The organism is Caulobacter sp. AVps18 (genome assembly GCF_058681425.1).
The window spans coordinates 3,066,154-3,081,328 of sequence record NZ_CM178737.1 but is presented as its reverse complement, the minus strand read 5'-3'; the positions used below and the strand labels follow the sequence as shown (position 1 = coordinate 3,081,328).

11 protein-coding genes are annotated in these 15,175 nt (G+C 66.8%); 3 read left to right on the top strand and 8 right to left on the bottom strand.

Translation table 11 applies throughout. The annotated features are described in order from the left end of the window. The first annotated feature begins 34 nt into the window (after nt 1-34). Complete coding sequence (gene hspQ, locus ACW179_RS14140) at nt 35-364, top strand: heat shock protein HspQ (RefSeq protein WP_492060114.1); 330 nt, start codon at nt 35-37, stop codon at nt 362-364. Nucleotides 365-445: 81 nt separating this feature from the next. Beyond that, nucleotides 446-1,327 carry a phenylalanine 4-monooxygenase gene (gene phhA, locus ACW179_RS14135; protein WP_492060113.1) on the top strand — a complete coding sequence of 294 codons (882 nt, stop codon included), beginning with the start codon at nt 446-448 and terminating at the stop codon, nt 1,325-1,327. On the opposite strand, the gene ACW179_RS14130 is transcribed toward phhA, so the two are convergent. Next, a complete protein-coding gene (locus ACW179_RS14130) occupies nt 1,285-2,508 on the bottom strand; it encodes an acyltransferase family protein (protein WP_492060112.1) in 1,224 nt (407 codons plus the stop codon). The genes phhA and ACW179_RS14130 overlap by 43 nt on opposite strands. An 84-nt stretch (nt 2,509-2,592) precedes the next feature. Here ACW179_RS14130 and ACW179_RS14125 point away from each other — a divergent pair, with 84 nt between their 5' ends. Continuing rightward, nucleotides 2,593-3,444 carry a LytTR family DNA-binding domain-containing protein gene (locus ACW179_RS14125; RefSeq protein ID WP_492060111.1) on the top strand — a complete coding sequence of 284 codons (852 nt, stop codon included), beginning with the start codon at nt 2,593-2,595 and terminating at the stop codon, nt 3,442-3,444. A 99-nt stretch (nt 3,445-3,543) separates the two neighbouring features. Here the strand turns inward: ACW179_RS14125 and ACW179_RS14120 are convergent, their stop codons facing one another. The 7 genes from ACW179_RS14120 to ACW179_RS14090 all read right to left on the bottom strand — a co-directional run bounded on the left by ACW179_RS14120 (nt 3,544) and on the right by ACW179_RS14090 (nt 15,125). After that, nucleotides 3,544-4,050: a GNAT family N-acetyltransferase gene (locus ACW179_RS14120; protein WP_492060110.1), complete on the bottom strand. Its 507-nt coding sequence runs from the start codon at nt 4,048-4,050 to the stop codon at nt 3,544-3,546. Beyond that, on the bottom strand, nt 4,047-5,387 hold the full coding sequence (gene astB / locus ACW179_RS14115; protein ID WP_492060109.1) for an N-succinylarginine dihydrolase: 1,341 nt from the start codon (nt 5,385-5,387) through the stop codon (nt 4,047-4,049). The genes ACW179_RS14120 and astB overlap by 4 nt, the downstream gene beginning before the upstream one ends. After that, nucleotides 5,384-6,838, bottom strand: a complete 1,455-nt coding sequence (gene astD / locus ACW179_RS14110) for a succinylglutamate-semialdehyde dehydrogenase (RefSeq protein WP_492060108.1) — start codon at nt 6,836-6,838, stop codon at nt 5,384-5,386. Before astD ends, astB begins: the two co-directional genes overlap by 4 nt. Then, nucleotides 6,835-7,839 carry an arginine N-succinyltransferase gene (locus ACW179_RS14105; RefSeq protein ID WP_492060107.1) on the bottom strand — a complete coding sequence of 335 codons (1,005 nt, stop codon included), beginning with the start codon at nt 7,837-7,839 and terminating at the stop codon, nt 6,835-6,837. The genes astD and ACW179_RS14105 overlap by 4 nt, the downstream gene beginning before the upstream one ends. After that, nucleotides 7,840-9,090, bottom strand: a complete 1,251-nt coding sequence (locus ACW179_RS14100) for a hydrolase (protein WP_492060106.1) — start codon at nt 9,088-9,090, stop codon at nt 7,840-7,842. A gap of 93 nt (nt 9,091-9,183) precedes the next feature. Further along, the gene (locus ACW179_RS14095) at nt 9,184-13,347 is read right to left on the bottom strand and encodes a translocation/assembly module TamB domain-containing protein (RefSeq protein ID WP_492060105.1); all 4,164 of its coding nucleotides are present in this window, start codon (nt 13,345-13,347) and stop codon (nt 9,184-9,186) included. Beyond that, on the bottom strand, nt 13,344-15,125 hold the full coding sequence (locus tag ACW179_RS14090) for an autotransporter assembly complex protein TamA (protein ID WP_492060104.1): 1,782 nt from the start codon (nt 15,123-15,125) through the stop codon (nt 13,344-13,346). The genes ACW179_RS14095 and ACW179_RS14090 overlap by 4 nt, the downstream gene beginning before the upstream one ends. Between the last annotated feature and the right edge of the window lie 50 nt (nt 15,126-15,175).

The window sequence follows — 15,175 nt, the reverse complement described above, 5'->3', positions numbered from 1 at the left end:
GCTTTCAGTCAGGTGCGTTTGCTATGCTCAGCACATGAATTCGAGACAAGCCAAGTTTGCGATCGGCCAGGTGGTCAAGCACCGGATCTTCCCTTTCCGGGGCGTGGTGTTCGACGTCGATCCTGTTTTCGCCAACACCGACGAATGGTGGGAGTCGATTCCCGAAGACATCCGCCCCACCAAGGACCAGCCATTCTACCACCTGCTGGCTGAGAACGACGAGAACACCTACGTGGCCTATGTATCGGAGCAAAATCTGCTGGCCGATGAAACCGGCGAGCCGGTGGGTCATCCGCAGGCGGCGGTGATCTTCGAGTCGTTCGACCATGGGGCCTACAAGCTTCGTCCCCGGATCTCGCACTAGACGCACGGCCTCTCCGGCCAAGTGGCATTTTCGCGCAAAGTCCGAACGATATTTGCCCCGCACGAGGCGTAACGTCGTCGCATGAGCGCAGACGCCCTTTTTGCATCGCCCCCGCCCGGAGCCCGGGCCGACTGGACCATCGACCAGGGCTGGGAAAGCTATAGCCAGGCCGAGCATGAGGTCTGGATCACCCTCTATGAGCGCCAGAGCGCGATGCTGCCCGGCCGCGCCTGCGACGCTTTCCTGAGGGGCCTCGACGCGCTGGACCTGCATCGCTCCGGCATCCCCGACTTCAACCGCATCAACGAAGAGCTTCAGCGCCTGACCGGCTGGAGCGTGGTAGCCGTGCCGGGCCTGGTCCCCGACGACGTGTTCTTCGACCACTTGGCCAATCGGCGCTTCCCCGCTGGCCAGTTCATCCGCAAACCTGATGAGCTGGACTATCTGCAGGAGCCGGACATCTTTCACGACGTCTTCGGCCATGTGCCGATGCTGACCGATCCGGTGTTCGCCGACTACATGCAGGCCTATGGCCGGGGCGGCCAGCGAGCGCTGGGCCTGGGACACCTGACCCACCTGGCCCGCCTCTACTGGTACACGGTCGAGTTTGGCCTGATGCAGACGCCGCAGGGCCTGCGCATCTATGGCGCGGGCATCGTTTCCTCGCGCACCGAGTCCATCTTCGCCCTGGATGACCCCTCCCCCAACCGCATCGGTTTTGACCTTGAGCGGGTGATGCGCACTCCCTACCGGATCGACGACTTCCAGCAGGCCTATTTCGTGATCGACTCGATCCAGACCCTGCAAGAGGTGACACTTCAGGACTTTGCGCCGATCTATGCGCGGCTGGAGGGCGCGCCCGACATCGGCATCGCCCAGATCGCGCCGGGCGAAACCGCGTTCACGCGCGGAACCCAGGCCTATGCCGCCACCGGCGGTCGACTGGCTCTGGAGCGCGGCTGAGGCTTCAGGCCAAACAGCCAGCACACCACCGGGATGCGGCGGACAATCTCATAGGTCGCGAAACAGCCGGCGAAGGTCGCCACGATAAGGATCGCCGCCTCCAGGCTCTGCGGCAGGCCCAGCCTGGCCAGATGCCAGGCCAGAACCACGATCAGGGTCTGATGAACGATGTAGAACGGGAACACCGCCAGCGTGAGGTAGCGCAGAGCCGGGGCGTCCCGGTTCAGATGCTTGGCGCCAAAGCCCAGTATCGCTGCGATCGCGCACCACTGATCAGTGGCATAGACGCAGCGCATGAACAGGCGCAGCGCCTGCGGCGGGTTGGCGTCGTCGGCGCGGTAGATCCAGGCATAGGTCGCCCATGCGGCCCAGCAGCCCACGGCGAGAACCAGCGCCTTCCAGCGCACGGCGATCAGCCGCTCACGCAAAATCTCCGACTTGGCCAGGCCAAAGCCCAGCAGGAAGGCCGGGAACGACACCGCGTGATTGTACCAGTCATCGGTCAGGGCGTGGCTGATCTCGAACAACGGCATCAGGAACATGCGCGTCACGGCCAGGAAGGCGATGGGCCAGAGTAGCAGGCCGGGTCCCTTCAGTGCGCGCTCCAGACCCGCCTGCAGCTTGCCGCCCAGCCTGGGATAGAGCGCCAGCATCAAGGCCAGGATCAGCGAATAGACCAGCAGATAGGCCACGAACCACATGTGGTTCCAGGTGGGCGTGACCAAACATTTGCCCTCGTCGGGCCCGCACCAGTGGCCGGAAGCAGTGGTGTATTTTTGCCAGAAGCCGCCATAGCTGTCGAAACCGGTCAACCAGCCGGGGTGAGCCGCCGCATACTCGACCACCTGATAGTAGCTCTGCGGCGGCACGATCACGAACATGGCGAAGACGAGTGGCGGCAACAGGCGTGCGATCCGGGCGCCGGTCAGCTTTCCAACCGTCACCTTGTCGGCCATGAACCGGGTCGCCGCCCCCGAAACCAGAAACAGCAGGGTCAACCGCCAGGGATTGGTCAGTTGCATCAGCGGCTCAAGAGCCTCGACCGGGTGCGGGCTTTTCACGTGCCAGTCCCACGGCACATAGAACATGCCGACGTGGTACAGAATCAGCAGGAAGAAGGCACCGACCCGGATCCAGTCCAGGTCGTATCGACGGTCAGAAGAAAGAGGTGTGGTGGTCATGAAGGGGCGCCCGGCTTGAAGAAGAACACCAAGCTCGTGCCTCAGCACGCTGTTTTCAGCCAAGAGCCCGGGGATCGGCGGGCCATGGCTGGGACGAGCGGAAATGACGCCGGGACAAGCGGCGCGCTTTTCGGGATGAGCGGCGAGGAGCGGCGATCCATCCTGCGCGCCTGGCTGCTGGGCGTGGGGCTGATCGCATCGATCTGCGTCGTCAATGTCCTGACGATCCAGCATGATGATCCGGGACTCGGCGCCTTGCCCCCCGTCATCTGGGAGGGCAGCAGCGCCCTCGTCACCCTGACGATCTTCGCAATCCCTGCCGCTGTGGCTCTATGGACCCACAGAGCAGCGCCGCGCTGGTGGCAGGCCGGGCTGGTCCACATGCTGGCCGCCACCCTCTATTCAGCGCTGCACGTCGCCGGGTTCGTAGCCCTGCGAAAGCTGGCCTATCTGGCCCTGTTTCATCAGCCTTACGACTTCGGCGACCTTTCCAGCGAATTTCCCTATGAGTTTCGCAAGGACCTTATGGCCTACGGCCTTGCCTCGATCATTTTCTATCTGTCGCTACGACAGGGCCGCCAAACGACGCCCCCCGCCTCACCGGTCACCGAGCCGGCCACCTTCGACATCCAGGACGGCGCGCGCCTGCTGCGCGTACCCATCGCCGACATCCTGGCCGTTCGCTCGGCCGGCAACTATGTCGAGTTCGTGCTGATCGACAGCCGTCGCCCGCTGATCCGCACGCCGCTGGCGGCGGTCCAGACCGATCTGGCGGAACATGGCTTCGTACGCAGCCACCGCTCATGGCTGGTCAACACCGCCAGGGTTACGGGGCTTCGCCCTGAAGGCTCGGGCGACTACACCGTCGAACTGGGCGAGCTCGAAGCCCCGCTCTCGCGCCGGTTCCCGGATGCCCTGGCCGCCCTCCGGCGCTAGAGCGGGTTGCGATCTGATGGAATCAGATCACCCGCTCTAGTCTTTTGTTTTCACGCGCGTTTCATTCCGAAAACCGGTTCCCACTTTTCGGAACGCGCTCTAAAGCAGCATCCCCATCAGGATGTCGTCTTCCAGCCGGCCGTCGGGATAGCGGCCGCGACCGATCTGCCGGCCTTCGTGCTGAAAGCCCAGGCGCTCATAGAGGCGCACCGCGCCGGGATTGCCGGCCCCGGCCGCCAGCTCGACCCGCAGGATCGGCGGCTGCATCACCCTGGCATGGGCGATCAGGGCTTCAAACAGGCGCGAGCCGATCCCCAGGCCCTGACGGTCGGGATGCACCGCGACGGTCAGGCTGGACAGTACGTGCGAAAACAAAGCGACGCTTTCGCGACGACCATGGATTTCGCCCCAAATGTCGCCATCCGATCCCAGGGCCACGAAGCTGACGGCACCCGGTCCGACGACCGCATGCTCGACATAGTGATCGGTGATCTCATCGGGCCGCCTCGCCAGACCGTCGGGCTTGGCGGCCGCCGCGCGATGCAGGGCGACGATCTCAGCGATGTCTTCCGGCGTCGCTGGACGGATGCTCAGGTCGTGACTCACGCCGCCCCCTGGAAAGGATAGAAGTCGCCGCCAAGGTCGAGGATGCCGGTCAATTCGTCCAGCGCCTCGCGCACCTCGACGATCAGGCCCGGATCGCCCAGATCGGCCGGGGACAAACGGTCGCGATAGCGGCGCTCCACCCAGTCGGCGAGGCGCGCATGCAGGGCGGCGTCGAAGCGCTGGGCAGGGTTGGTCGCGGCCAACTCGTCCGGTGTCAGCACCACCCGCAGGCGCAGGCAGGCCGGCCCGCCGCCGTTCCTCATGCTTTGGCGCACGTCGACATACTCAACGCGGCCGATGGGCCCGTTGGAGGCGGCCAGGCTCTCGGCCACGGCGAAGGCGCGGGGATTGTCACGGGTCTCGGCCGGGGCCAACAGCACAAGCCGGTCCTCGCCCGGCGCGACCAGGAGCTGGGAATTGAACAGATAGCTGGCCACCAGATCCGCCATCGGCAGATCGGCCTCGGCGATCTCGACAAAGGCCGGCTCGAACAGGCCCTCGGCGGCACGGCGGACCTCGGTCTCCATGCCGGCGCGATCCTCAAAAGCGCTTTCATGGAAGAACAGGCACTGGCGTGTCCCGACACAGACCACGTCGTTGTGGAACGCCCCGCCCTCGATCGCTGCCTTGCCCTGGCGCGGAAACACGGCCCGGGCCGCGCCGTGGCGACGCTGCACAGCCTCGAAGGCCTCGCGGGTCTGACGGGCGGGAAAGCGGCCGTCCCAGTGCCCCCAGGCCTCGCGGCCCCAGACAAACAGGTTGACGCCCGGCGCGCCGTGCTCAGCGCACAGTCGCACATGATTGGCTGCGCCCTCGTCGGCGAAGTGAGGCTGGGCCGGCAGGGGATCGTGCACGGCGAACCGCGTCTCATCCGGAAACAGCCGGCGCAGGCTGCGCGTGGTCTGCGGCCCCTCCAGGCTGCGATGCAGGTTGGTGAGCAGGTTGGCGGGCGTGAAGTGGACACGGCCGTCGGCGGTATCGGCGCTTGGGGTCACCGTGGCGGCATTGGCTGCCCACATCGGCGAGGCCGAGCAAGCGGCGGCGGCCAGGGCCGGCGCATCCTTCCAGGCCTGCTCAAGCACGACGCCGTCTGAGCCGGAAAAGCCAAGCGACTTCAGAAGGCTTACATCGGGCCTTTCATGTGGCGGCAAAGCGAACTGGGGAATGCCCCAGTCGGCCAGTCGGCGCATCTTGGAGAGCCCCTCCAGCGCGGCGCCGCGCGGGTTGGACACCTCGCCGGCGTTCTTCTGGCTGGCCAGGTTGCCGGGCGACAGGCCCACATAGGAGTGGGTGGGACCGACCAGGCCGTCGCAATTGGCTTCAACGGCTGAACTCATGGCCGCAAACCCTTGATATCTCGCGCTGTATCAAGCACGGAATCAGCTTCGAAACTTGCCACGGGATAGGCGCAATAGTCGGCGGCATAGTAGGCGCTGGGCCGGTGATTGCCCGATGCGCCCAGGCCGCCGAACGGCATGGAGCCTGCGGCCCCGGTAGTCGGCCGGTTCCAGTTCACCACACCCGCCCGGATACGGTTGAGGAACTTGTCCCAATGGCTTGATTTACTGGAGATAAGCCCCGCCGACAAACCATAGCGCGTGGCGTTGGCGGCGGTGATGGCGTCGTCGAAACTGGCCACCCGGCGTACCTGCAACAGTGGCGCGAACACCTCTTCGTCGGCCACATCAAGGCCGGTGACATCGACAAAGCCGGGCGAGACGAAGGCCTCGCTGAGCCCCTCGACCGAACCCAGTGAGCGGATGCGCTGGCCACCCAGCGCCTCGGCCCCGGCCCTGGCGAGGGCTGCGGCGCGAGCGGAGATGAGTGGCCCCATGAAGGGCTCGGACGGTCCATTCCATGGCCCTGCAGTCAGACGATCCGACAGGGCCGCCACCGCCTCGATCACGGCCCGGCCCGCCGCGTCGTCCGAGACGATCAGCCGACGCGCGCACGAGCAACGCTGGCCCGTGGTGATGAAGGCCGACTGCACCACCAGGGTCGCCGCAGCCTCGGCATCGCCTGCATCCCAGACCACGAGCGGATTGTTGCCGCCCAGTTCCAGCGCCAGAATGACGTCTGGCCTGTCTGCGAAATAGCGCCGGAAGAAGGTTCCCGCCGCCGCCGAACCGGTGAACAGCAGGCCGTCGATCTCCTCGGCGATCAGAGCCTGGCCGGCCTCACGGCCGCCCTGAACGAGGTTGATGACACCGGCCGGAACGCCTGCCGCTTCAAGGGCTTCGACCAGCAACTGCCCCGCCAGCGGCGTCTCTTCCGAAGGCTTGAACACCACTGTATCGCCCGCAAGCAGGGCCGGCACGATATGGCCATTGGGCAGGTGACCCGGAAAGTTGAACGGCCCCAGCACCGCCATCACCCCATGGGCCCGATGGCGCAGCACGGCGCGGCCGAACGGCATGGCGGACTCAAAGCCACCGGTGCGCTCGTCATAGGCCTTGATCGACAGGTCGACCTTGCCGGCCATTGAGCCCAGCTCGGCCCTGGTTTCCCAAAGCGCCTTGCCGGTTTCGCGGCTCAGGGCCTCAGCAAAGGCGTCTGTGCGCTCGACCAGAATCTCCTTGTAGCGGCGAAGGATCGCGATCCGCTCTTCGCGCGGCCGGTCGGCCCAGGCCGGGAAGGCCTTGCGCGCAGCCGCCACGGCGGCGGCAACATCGGCCTGCGAGGCAGCAGCTTCCCGCCAGATTGTCTCACCCGTGGTCGGGTCTATGGAGACTGCCTCACCGCCCGCGCCCGAACGCCAGACGCCGTCAATGAATACCCCGCCGCTCATGCCTTCACCCGCACCATGTCGCCTTCGGAAAGTCGCAGCGCCTGGGCCGCATCGCGCCCCAGGATCGCCGTTTCACCATCGATCAGGACCGGTGCCCGCACAGCGCGGAACTGGCCGATCTCACCGGTCGAGACCAGAGCCTCCTCGCCATAGGCGTCCTCGCCCAGCTTCAGGCGCAGGCGGCGCGCATCGCGCACGGTCTTGATGTCGTCGCGCCGCGCCGCCACCGTGGGGCCAGCGTCGAAAATGTCGATCAGGCCCTGATAGCGGAAGCCCTCGGTCTCCAGCATGGCCCGCGCGGCCTCGCCTTCGCGGTGAACGCGTCCCAGCACATCGCGCGCCTCCTTGGGGAGCAACTCGGCATAGATCGGATGGCGCGGCGCAAGATCGAGAATGAACTGACCGTCGGTCGAAGCGCTCATCATGTCGGCCTCATCGAATTCCAGCCGGAAGAATTTGCTGGCCACATGGTCCCAGAAGGGACAGCCGCCGTCCTCGTCAAACCAGCCACGCAACTCGGCCAGCACCATCTCGGCGAAGCGCTCGGGCTCCAAACCGATCAGCATGTAACGCGACTGGGCCAGCAGGCGCCCTGCCCCGCCCTTGCGGCGCTCGGGCCGCAGGAACAGTGAGCCCACCTCCGACCAGCCGGCGCATTCGTTGACCAACACCAGGGCCCGATGATCGAAGCGCTTGTCCAGGGTCGGTGACGACTGGGCCAGGGTGACGACCCGGAACGAGAAGTGTGGCCGCTTGAGCCCGACACCGGCCTTGACGCCCGCGACGCCGATCACGTCGCCGGCCTCCAGGTCCTCCAGCATCAGGGTGTACCAGGCCTCGGGCGCCGCGACGCCGGCGCTGAAGCTGGCGGCCGACAGATCCAGCCGCGAGCGCAGGGTCTGCTCATCCTCAGGCAGGCTGGTGAAGCCCCGGCCAGACAGGACGGCCAGCTCCATCAGGGCGTCGAAGTCTGAAGGACCGGCGGGACGTACGACAAGCATTCAAACACTCTCCATGGCCGCGCGGATCGACCGTCCGTCGATTTCGCCGCTGGCCAGTTTCATCAGGATCAGGGCCGAGAGCTGAGCGCGCTCGACGAAGCTTTCGGGCCAGGCATGTTCTGCCTCGCTGTGGATGTCGCCACCGCGCACGCCCAGGGTGTCGACATTGGGCAGACCCGAGGCGAACAGGTTATTGCCTTCGCAGACCCCGCCTGAGGGCTTCCAGGCGATATCCTGGCCCAGCAGGGCGCCGGCTTCCTTCACCGCCCCGAACAGGCGTTGCTGAGCGGCGTTGAAGGGCTTGGCGCCGCGGGTGATCAGGCCGTGCAGATGAACGTGCAGGCCCTCGCGCGGCTCGGCCACGATATGGGCGACCTGCGCCTCAAACCACGCGGCGGCCTCGGCGTCCGGAAAGCGCACATTGAACCGCGCGATGGCCACATCGGGCACCATGTTCAGCGGCGAGCCGCCATCGATGCGCGCAACATTGACGGTGACGCCGTCGCGCTGACCGTTGAGGCCGTGCAGGGCCTCAGCGATCCGGGCCGCACCGATCACCGCATTACGGCCGGCGGCGAAGTCACGGCCCGCATGGGCGGCCCTGCCGTGAACCACGATGTGGAAGTTCCCCGATCCCTTGCGCGACGAAGCCAGGGATCCATCGGCCAGGGCCGGCTCATAGGTCAGGCCCACATGGCCCAGCCTGGCAAACTCGGCCAGAATCGGGGCCGAGGCGATGGAGCCGATCTCCTCGTCCGGTGACAGCAATACGCGATAGCCGACGTTCGCGGCCTCGGGATGCCGCTCAAAGGCCTCAAGCGCGGCCAGCATCACGCTGATCCCGCCCTTCATGTCGGCGATTCCCGGGCCGTGCAGCGCACCGTCGGGGCGCGTGCTCACGGTCTGGAACAGGCTGGTCTCGGGATAGACCGTGTCGTAGTGGCCGGTCAGCACCACCTGAAGCGGCGCTTCGGGGCGCACGACCACGGCGATGGCGGGGGTATGGGCCTGTTCGCCCACGCGGCCATCGGCACCGATCTCTTCGGAATGGCCCAGCGGAATTTCGGTGGGCGCGGCGGGCATCACGGAGACCGCGTCGAACAAAACCTGCCTCTGGCGCTCCAGTCCCGAAAGATGGCGACTGCCCGAGTTGATTGCACACCAGGCTACCGCCCGGTCGATGATCCGGGGGCCTTCGCCCGCCAGGACGTCCAGAACTTTACGATCCTGATCGTTGAGTCGCAGAGACATGCTGATCCTCCCTCAGTCACAATAAACCAAGGGCCGCGGGTAAAACGTGCTTCCTCAGAGGAGGGAACCGGGCGCCCGCGCAACAGCCTTGCGCTATTCATAGTCCTTTCGCCAGCGGACGGAAAGCTTTGCGTCGCCCTGACCGCCGAGCCGCGAAACGAGGGACAGGGTCTTGCGGATCCGCCACTCGACCTGGGCCTCGGGCCCTTCCCGTCCGCCGCCGATGATCTCCAGATAGACATCGTCGGTGACGTACTTGCCGCCGGCTACGGTCATGCCTGTGGCGCTTTCGGCGAAGGCCAGGCGATCCAGTCGCGCCAGGCTGCGCAGGTTACCGATCACGTCAAAGCCACCGCCGCCGGCCAGGGCCGCCAGGGCCGAGGCCAGTTGTGCTGCTTCAATGGGCGACAGTTGGGCCGCCGAGGCCCCGAACAACACCTGGCTGAGCACTTCGTCATTGGGCAGCTCGGGTGTCGAGGTCAGGGTGATCTCCGGCTTGGCGGCCGTGCCCTGGATCTTCACCAACGCCGTCAGGGCTGTGTCTTGCCGGCTGGCGCTGAGGTTCAGCCGGATGCGGTCCAACTGGGTGGCCAGAGTAACCACGCCGCTGTCATCGAACTCAAAGCGCTTGCCGGCAAAGTCGTACTCGCCGCGCACCACGCGCGCCGTGCCGTCAAGCACCGGCAAGAAAGAGGTGCCGCCCACATGGGCGTCGAGCGACAACTCCACATCCAGGCCGCGCCCGCGCACGAACACCCGGCGCGGCGCTTTCAGGGAGATATCCAGCGCAACGCCGCCGCCAGGGCTGGCGCGGCGCGGCTGTACGCCCTGATCCAGCTCGCCCGGTCGATTGCGCTCGACCACGTCCATGCTCACGACGCCAGCCGGGGTCTTGCTCTGGGCGGAGACGTCCGCCCGATCCAGGATCAGGGCCCCGGTGAGCTTGACCTTGCCGTCAGAGGAGCGGTTGATCGTGGCCTGGCCGGTCGCGCTGGCCGAGGCCAGATCATTGTCGATCAGCTGAAAGTTCCGAAGCTCCATCTTGAACCCGCTGGTGCCGTCACGGGCCAGGCTAATGCGGCCGCCGCCGAAGATCTGACCACCCTTGCCGTCCTCCCCGGTGGCCTGGCTGACGTCGATGGCGTTGTCAGCCAGGGCCAGGCGCAGGGTGATGTTCTTGAGGCGCAGACCGGTCCGCCCCTCTTCAAAAGCCCCGCCATCCAAAGATGCGCGGCCCACGATGCGCGGATCGGCCAGGGTGCCGGCCAGGGAACCCTGGGCGTCGATCTTGCCCGACAGGGACCGCTCCGGCCCCAGCAGCAGATCCCACAGAGGCTTGATCTCGCCCTGGGCCAGGAAGGTCCCCTGCATCGGTCGAGTGCGGTCGATGGCCAGGCGCAGCGGCTTGGCCGAGGCCTCGGTGGGCAACACCATCCGGGCTTCGGCCTTCAGCCCCTGACGATTGGCGCCATCGGCGGTGATGGTCAGCAGCCGGTCGCGCAGGTCGCCGGAGATCTGGGCGTCCAGCGACTGTTCAATCTTCGAGCCGCGCTCGCGCGCGCCCGTCAACTTGGCGGCAAAGTCACCGGTCAGGACCTCGCCCTCCCCGCGCAGATTGAAGGCACCGTCGATATCGCCCGCCAGATCGGGATCAAATGCCGTCAGGCTGACGCCGGCCAGCCGGGCCATCATCTTGGCCGTCTCGCCGCCGAACGCTGCATCAATATCCGCCTGCCCGTCTCCCACCAGCAGTCGCAGGCGGGCCTCGTTGGCACCGCCGCCAAAGCGGATCCTGGCCGTTTCGCGGGTCTTGATCTCGGTGCGCGCCATGCGACCCGAAGCGTCCAGGGTGAGGACGAAATCCTCAGCGCCCTGAGCCAGGGCTCCGGCGCCCGTCATCCGCCAACGACCACCGGGAGCCACGCCCTGGGCGTCGATCGACAACGGCAGGTTGGCCATGGGTCCATCGGCCCGAAGCAGGGCGCTACGCACCTTCCATTCGCCGCTGACAATCTCTTCGGCCATCAGGTTCAGGATGGCGGTCGCTCCGCCAGGGGCATCGACGATCCGCGCCGAGCCGGAAATCTTGCCTTCAGGCAGGAAGGCTCCGGCCCCTATCGCCACGGTCAAGTCCGCCGAGGCAGGCCTTCCCCTGCGCAGCGACACCGCGCCCAGGGCCTTGGCACCGCCCGCGTCGATATCGACATCGGTCAGCTCCAGCCCGCCGGCGGCGAAGCGGAACGCCGCCCCACCTCGCGCGGGGCCATAGGCGCTTTCAGCGGTCAACCGCGCCACGCCGTCAGCGCCAGCCCCGGTACGGGCGAAGGTCAGCGCCAGATGCGCCTTGGTCAGTGGCAGCCTGGGCAGATCAATGGCGTCGAAGTCGGCGGTCAAATCGGCCCTGGGAGCCGACAATGTGCCGCTAATCGCCCCGTCGCCCCTGGCCTTGCCAGCCACCTCAACAGGACCGGCCCGGAACGGACCAGTGGCAGTCCAGTCCAGCGCGAATCCCAGAACGCCGCCTTGAGTCAACCGCCCAGACATGCGGGCGTTGGCGTTGGCGCCTTCCAGCCGCGCATCGACGACCGACAGCACGCCGGCGTTCCAGCCGGCCTTGGCGGTCAGGTACGGCGCTGCCCCCAGCAGGCGATCCAGCTCTGCCAGGCCCACTGCGAAGCCCTCGCCGCGCGCATCCACCGTAAACGCCCAGGGCTTGCCGCTGCTGGCATTCGCCGACCAGCGCGCCGCCAGCTTGCCGCGTGCGCCCGGACGGATCGGCGCCAGGCTGGCCACCTGCGCCTGGCCCTTGAAACTGAGGCCGCCCAGGATGCCGCGCTGCCCCTCGCCGGTGACGACCAGATTGGGCGCCGTAACCCTGGCAGTGCGGATCAGGAACTGCCCGTCCTTCAGGCGCACGCCCTCGAACTGGGCCTTGGGCACGGCACCCAGCACGGCCAGCAGGCCCGATCCACCGCCGCCCCGTCCAGTGGCATCAGCCTTGATCGAGAGTTCGCCCTTGGACCAGCGCACCGTCGCCGGCCCGGTAGCCCGCGCCAGCCGGTAGCCCAACAGCTCCAGATCGGCGACATCGACGTCGCCCGAGACCGAAAAGCCGCCCTCTTCCAGCCGAAACACGCCGTCGACGGTTCCCGAGCCCATTTTCGGGATCGAGACGATCCGCGACAGGGCGCCGACCCGCGCAGTGAACGGCAAGCCCTCGGGCCCGGTGCGCTTCTGGCCAAGGTCCGCCAGACCGCGCGAGTCGAGCAGAAGGTTCTGAGCCCGGATCTGGGTTGTGAGGTCATAGAGCCCGCCCGGTGCCTTGCGACCCTCAATGGTGAAAGCCGCCTCAGGCCCGAACATCGTCTCCAGCCGATGGGTCAGGGTCGAGGCACCCAGGTCGAGCCGCCCTCGGGCCGAGCCGCCTTCGGGCGTCCAGGCGCCCGTGGCGTCCAGCGGCGTGTCATTGCCCGTCCGCGCCACGACCTTGAACTGGCCTTTGTTCATCGCGCCGCTGGCCTTGGCCTTCAGGTCGAAGGGGCGGTCGACAGGGAGGCCCAGGGCGCCGGCGATGGCGCCGCCATTGGCCTCGATCGCATCGGCGTCGAGCTGCAGGGACTTGTTGCGCCCCAGGTCGAAATTCAGCTTCAGATGATCGCCGACATGCTGACGGCTGGCGACATCCAGCCGCCCCTTGTGCCCACCCAACCGCGCCATCTCATAGGCTCCGGCGACATCGAAATCGCCGGCCTTTCCGCTAAAGGCCGGTTGCGTGATCAGTCGCAAGGCCACGGCGTCCAGGTCGACCGAGACCGGCGCGGCACCCGACTTGCCTTTTGGTTTCAGGGTCGGGCGGCGCAGAACAATGACGTCGCGGGCCGCAATGGTTTCGGCATGAAACCGGCGGGCGAACAGCTCGGAAGGCCGCCACGCGACGCGAACATCATGCGCTTCCAGCCAGACACCCTTTTCATCGACGATGGTCAGGCGACGGACGGCAAAGTCTTTCCAGATGTCGCCTGACAGACCTTCGATCTTCAGCCGACCGATCCGGCCCAGTTGCAGGCCGCTGACCCGGGCCTCCAGGAACATTCGCCCCTGAGGCGTGATTGGAGCCAGTCGCAGGCCGCCGAAAACGAACACCAGCAGGGCGAGCCCCGTCATGGCGACGATCAGGGGCCAGCGGCGCTTGGCCACCTTGGTCGCCACGTCCACCGCCTCGGCGACGGGCTCGCTGGTCTCGGGCGCATCGGTCAAAAGCTTTGTCCGATGCTGAGATAGATCTGGAAGGCCGGGTCGCCCGAGCGCTTGCCCAGCGGCACGGCGATGTCGGCCCGGATCGGGCCAAAGCCCAGGTCATAGCGAACGCCCAAGCCGGCCCCGACGCGGAAATCCTCGGTCTTGGGCGTGCGTTCCGTGCCGATGGCGCCAGCGTCGATGAAGGCGACCGCGCCCCACTTTTCGGTAAAGCGATGACGGACCTCCAGGGAGGTCTCGACCAGCGAAACGCCGCCTTGAGGGGTGTTGTCGGACAGGCGCGGACCTATGGCCTGGTAGGCATAGCCTCGCACAGACCCGCCACCGCCCGAGAAGAAGCGGCGGGAGGCTGGCACTTCGGCCAGCAACCCGCCAAAAATGGCCCCCACCTTCAGCCGGGCGGCCAGAACGGTGCCGGAGTCCTTGCCAAAGGGCAGATAGCCCGAGCCCTGAACCTGGGTGCGCAGATACGCCAGGGTCGTGTCGCCCAGGATCGTGGTCGGCTCCGCCCGCGCTTCAAACCGCCAGCCCTGCTTGGGATCAAGGATGTTATCCGACTGGTCCCAGGCCACGGCGGCCAGGGTGGTGATTGTGGCAAGGTTCAGGGTCTCCTGAACAGAGACCCCCTTGGTGGCATCCAGCTGCTTTGATTGCGACAGGTCCAGGGCAACGCCATAGGTCCGGTAGGATGTCGTCTTGCGCCGCCGCGTCAGGTCGGCGCTGATGGTTGCGCCGGCCTCGTCATAGGCGTCCGTCGTCTCGCGAAACAGGGCGCCGTTCATCTTGAGGGTCTGCTGAACCCGTCGCCAGTGCGGCAGGGACACCTGCCCCTCGACCCGCTGCTCAAGCTTGGCCAGGCGGGCAGTATAGGTGGTGGTGTCGGCGCGACGCAGGCGATTGTACTGAATCCAGCGCGTATCGACGCCGGGGCCTTCGCTGGTCGAATAGCCCGCGCCCAGCTCTATGGTGCGCGGTAGACGGTCGGTCAGACCCACCATGACCGGGCGAAGCCCCTCCGGCGTCAGCCGCTCGCGCGGTGCCAGCGACACTGAGACAGAGTCATAGACGCCGGTGTCACGCAGCCGGCGCTCCAGCTCGGCGACATGCTCGGGGTCATAGACCTCGCCCGCGGACCAGGGCGCCAGATGCGCCACCCAGGCCTGATTGCTGCGGCCCTTGGTGACAAGCTCTACGCCGTCCAGGCGCGTCAGCTCGCCAGCGGAGATATTGAAGGTTGGCCTGACCGTGTGATCGGCATGATCAACAATGACTTCACGAGGTTCGGCCTCTACATCGGCATAGCCAAGGCCCTGGACCTGGGCGATCACCCGCCCCTCGGCGCCCAGAATATCGGCGGCGCGACCCGGCTCGCCGGGCGTCAGGCGCATGGCCGCTTCAGCCCTCTGCCCCACACCTTCATCCGGCGCGGCACCACGCCAGACGATCTTGGGATCGGCCAGCACGAAAACCTGGCCTGGCGTTACCTTGACCACGCCGCGCGGCGGATCGCCATCGTTGATGTCAGGTTCGACCGCATAGGCATAATAGCCTTCAGCGCGCAAAACCGCGACGACGTCGTCACCGGCCTCGCGCGCGCGGCGGCGCGCCTCCGCACGACTCTGCGGCGGCGTCTTCGACAGGCTCAAGACGCGCTGAATCGCCTCGCGCAACGCCTTGTCTTCAACACCTGTGATGGTCGCAGAAGGCTCTTCGGCCCAGCCGGCCCCCGCCGTCAGAACCGTCGCCGCCGCGACCCACAGGGCTATCGATCTGCGCACCAAATGCCGATTCCCCGCGCGGAGCGCCCCCAATACCCCCTGTAGTCGCC

Coding starts and splice junctions, on each gene's coding strand:
- ACW179_RS14100 (WP_492060106.1), bottom strand. CDS start 9,090: ATGTCTCTGCGACTCAACGATCAGGATCGTAAAGTTCTGGACGTCCTG.
- astD (WP_492060108.1), bottom strand. CDS start 6,838: ATGAGCGGCGGGGTATTCATTGACGGCGTCTGGCGTTCGGGCGCGGGC.
- ACW179_RS14130 (WP_492060112.1), bottom strand. CDS start 2,508: ATGACCACCACACCTCTTTCTTCTGACCGTCGATACGACCTGGACTGG.
- astB (WP_492060109.1), bottom strand. CDS start 5,387: ATGAGTTCAGCCGTTGAAGCCAATTGCGACGGCCTGGTCGGTCCCACC.
- hspQ (WP_492060114.1), top strand. CDS start 35: ATGAATTCGAGACAAGCCAAGTTTGCGATCGGCCAGGTGGTCAAGCAC.
- ACW179_RS14125 (WP_492060111.1), top strand. CDS start 2,593: ATGGCTGGGACGAGCGGAAATGACGCCGGGACAAGCGGCGCGCTTTTC.
- phhA (WP_492060113.1), top strand. CDS start 446: ATGAGCGCAGACGCCCTTTTTGCATCGCCCCCGCCCGGAGCCCGGGCC.
- ACW179_RS14105 (WP_492060107.1), bottom strand. CDS start 7,839: ATGCTTGTCGTACGTCCCGCCGGTCCTTCAGACTTCGACGCCCTGATG.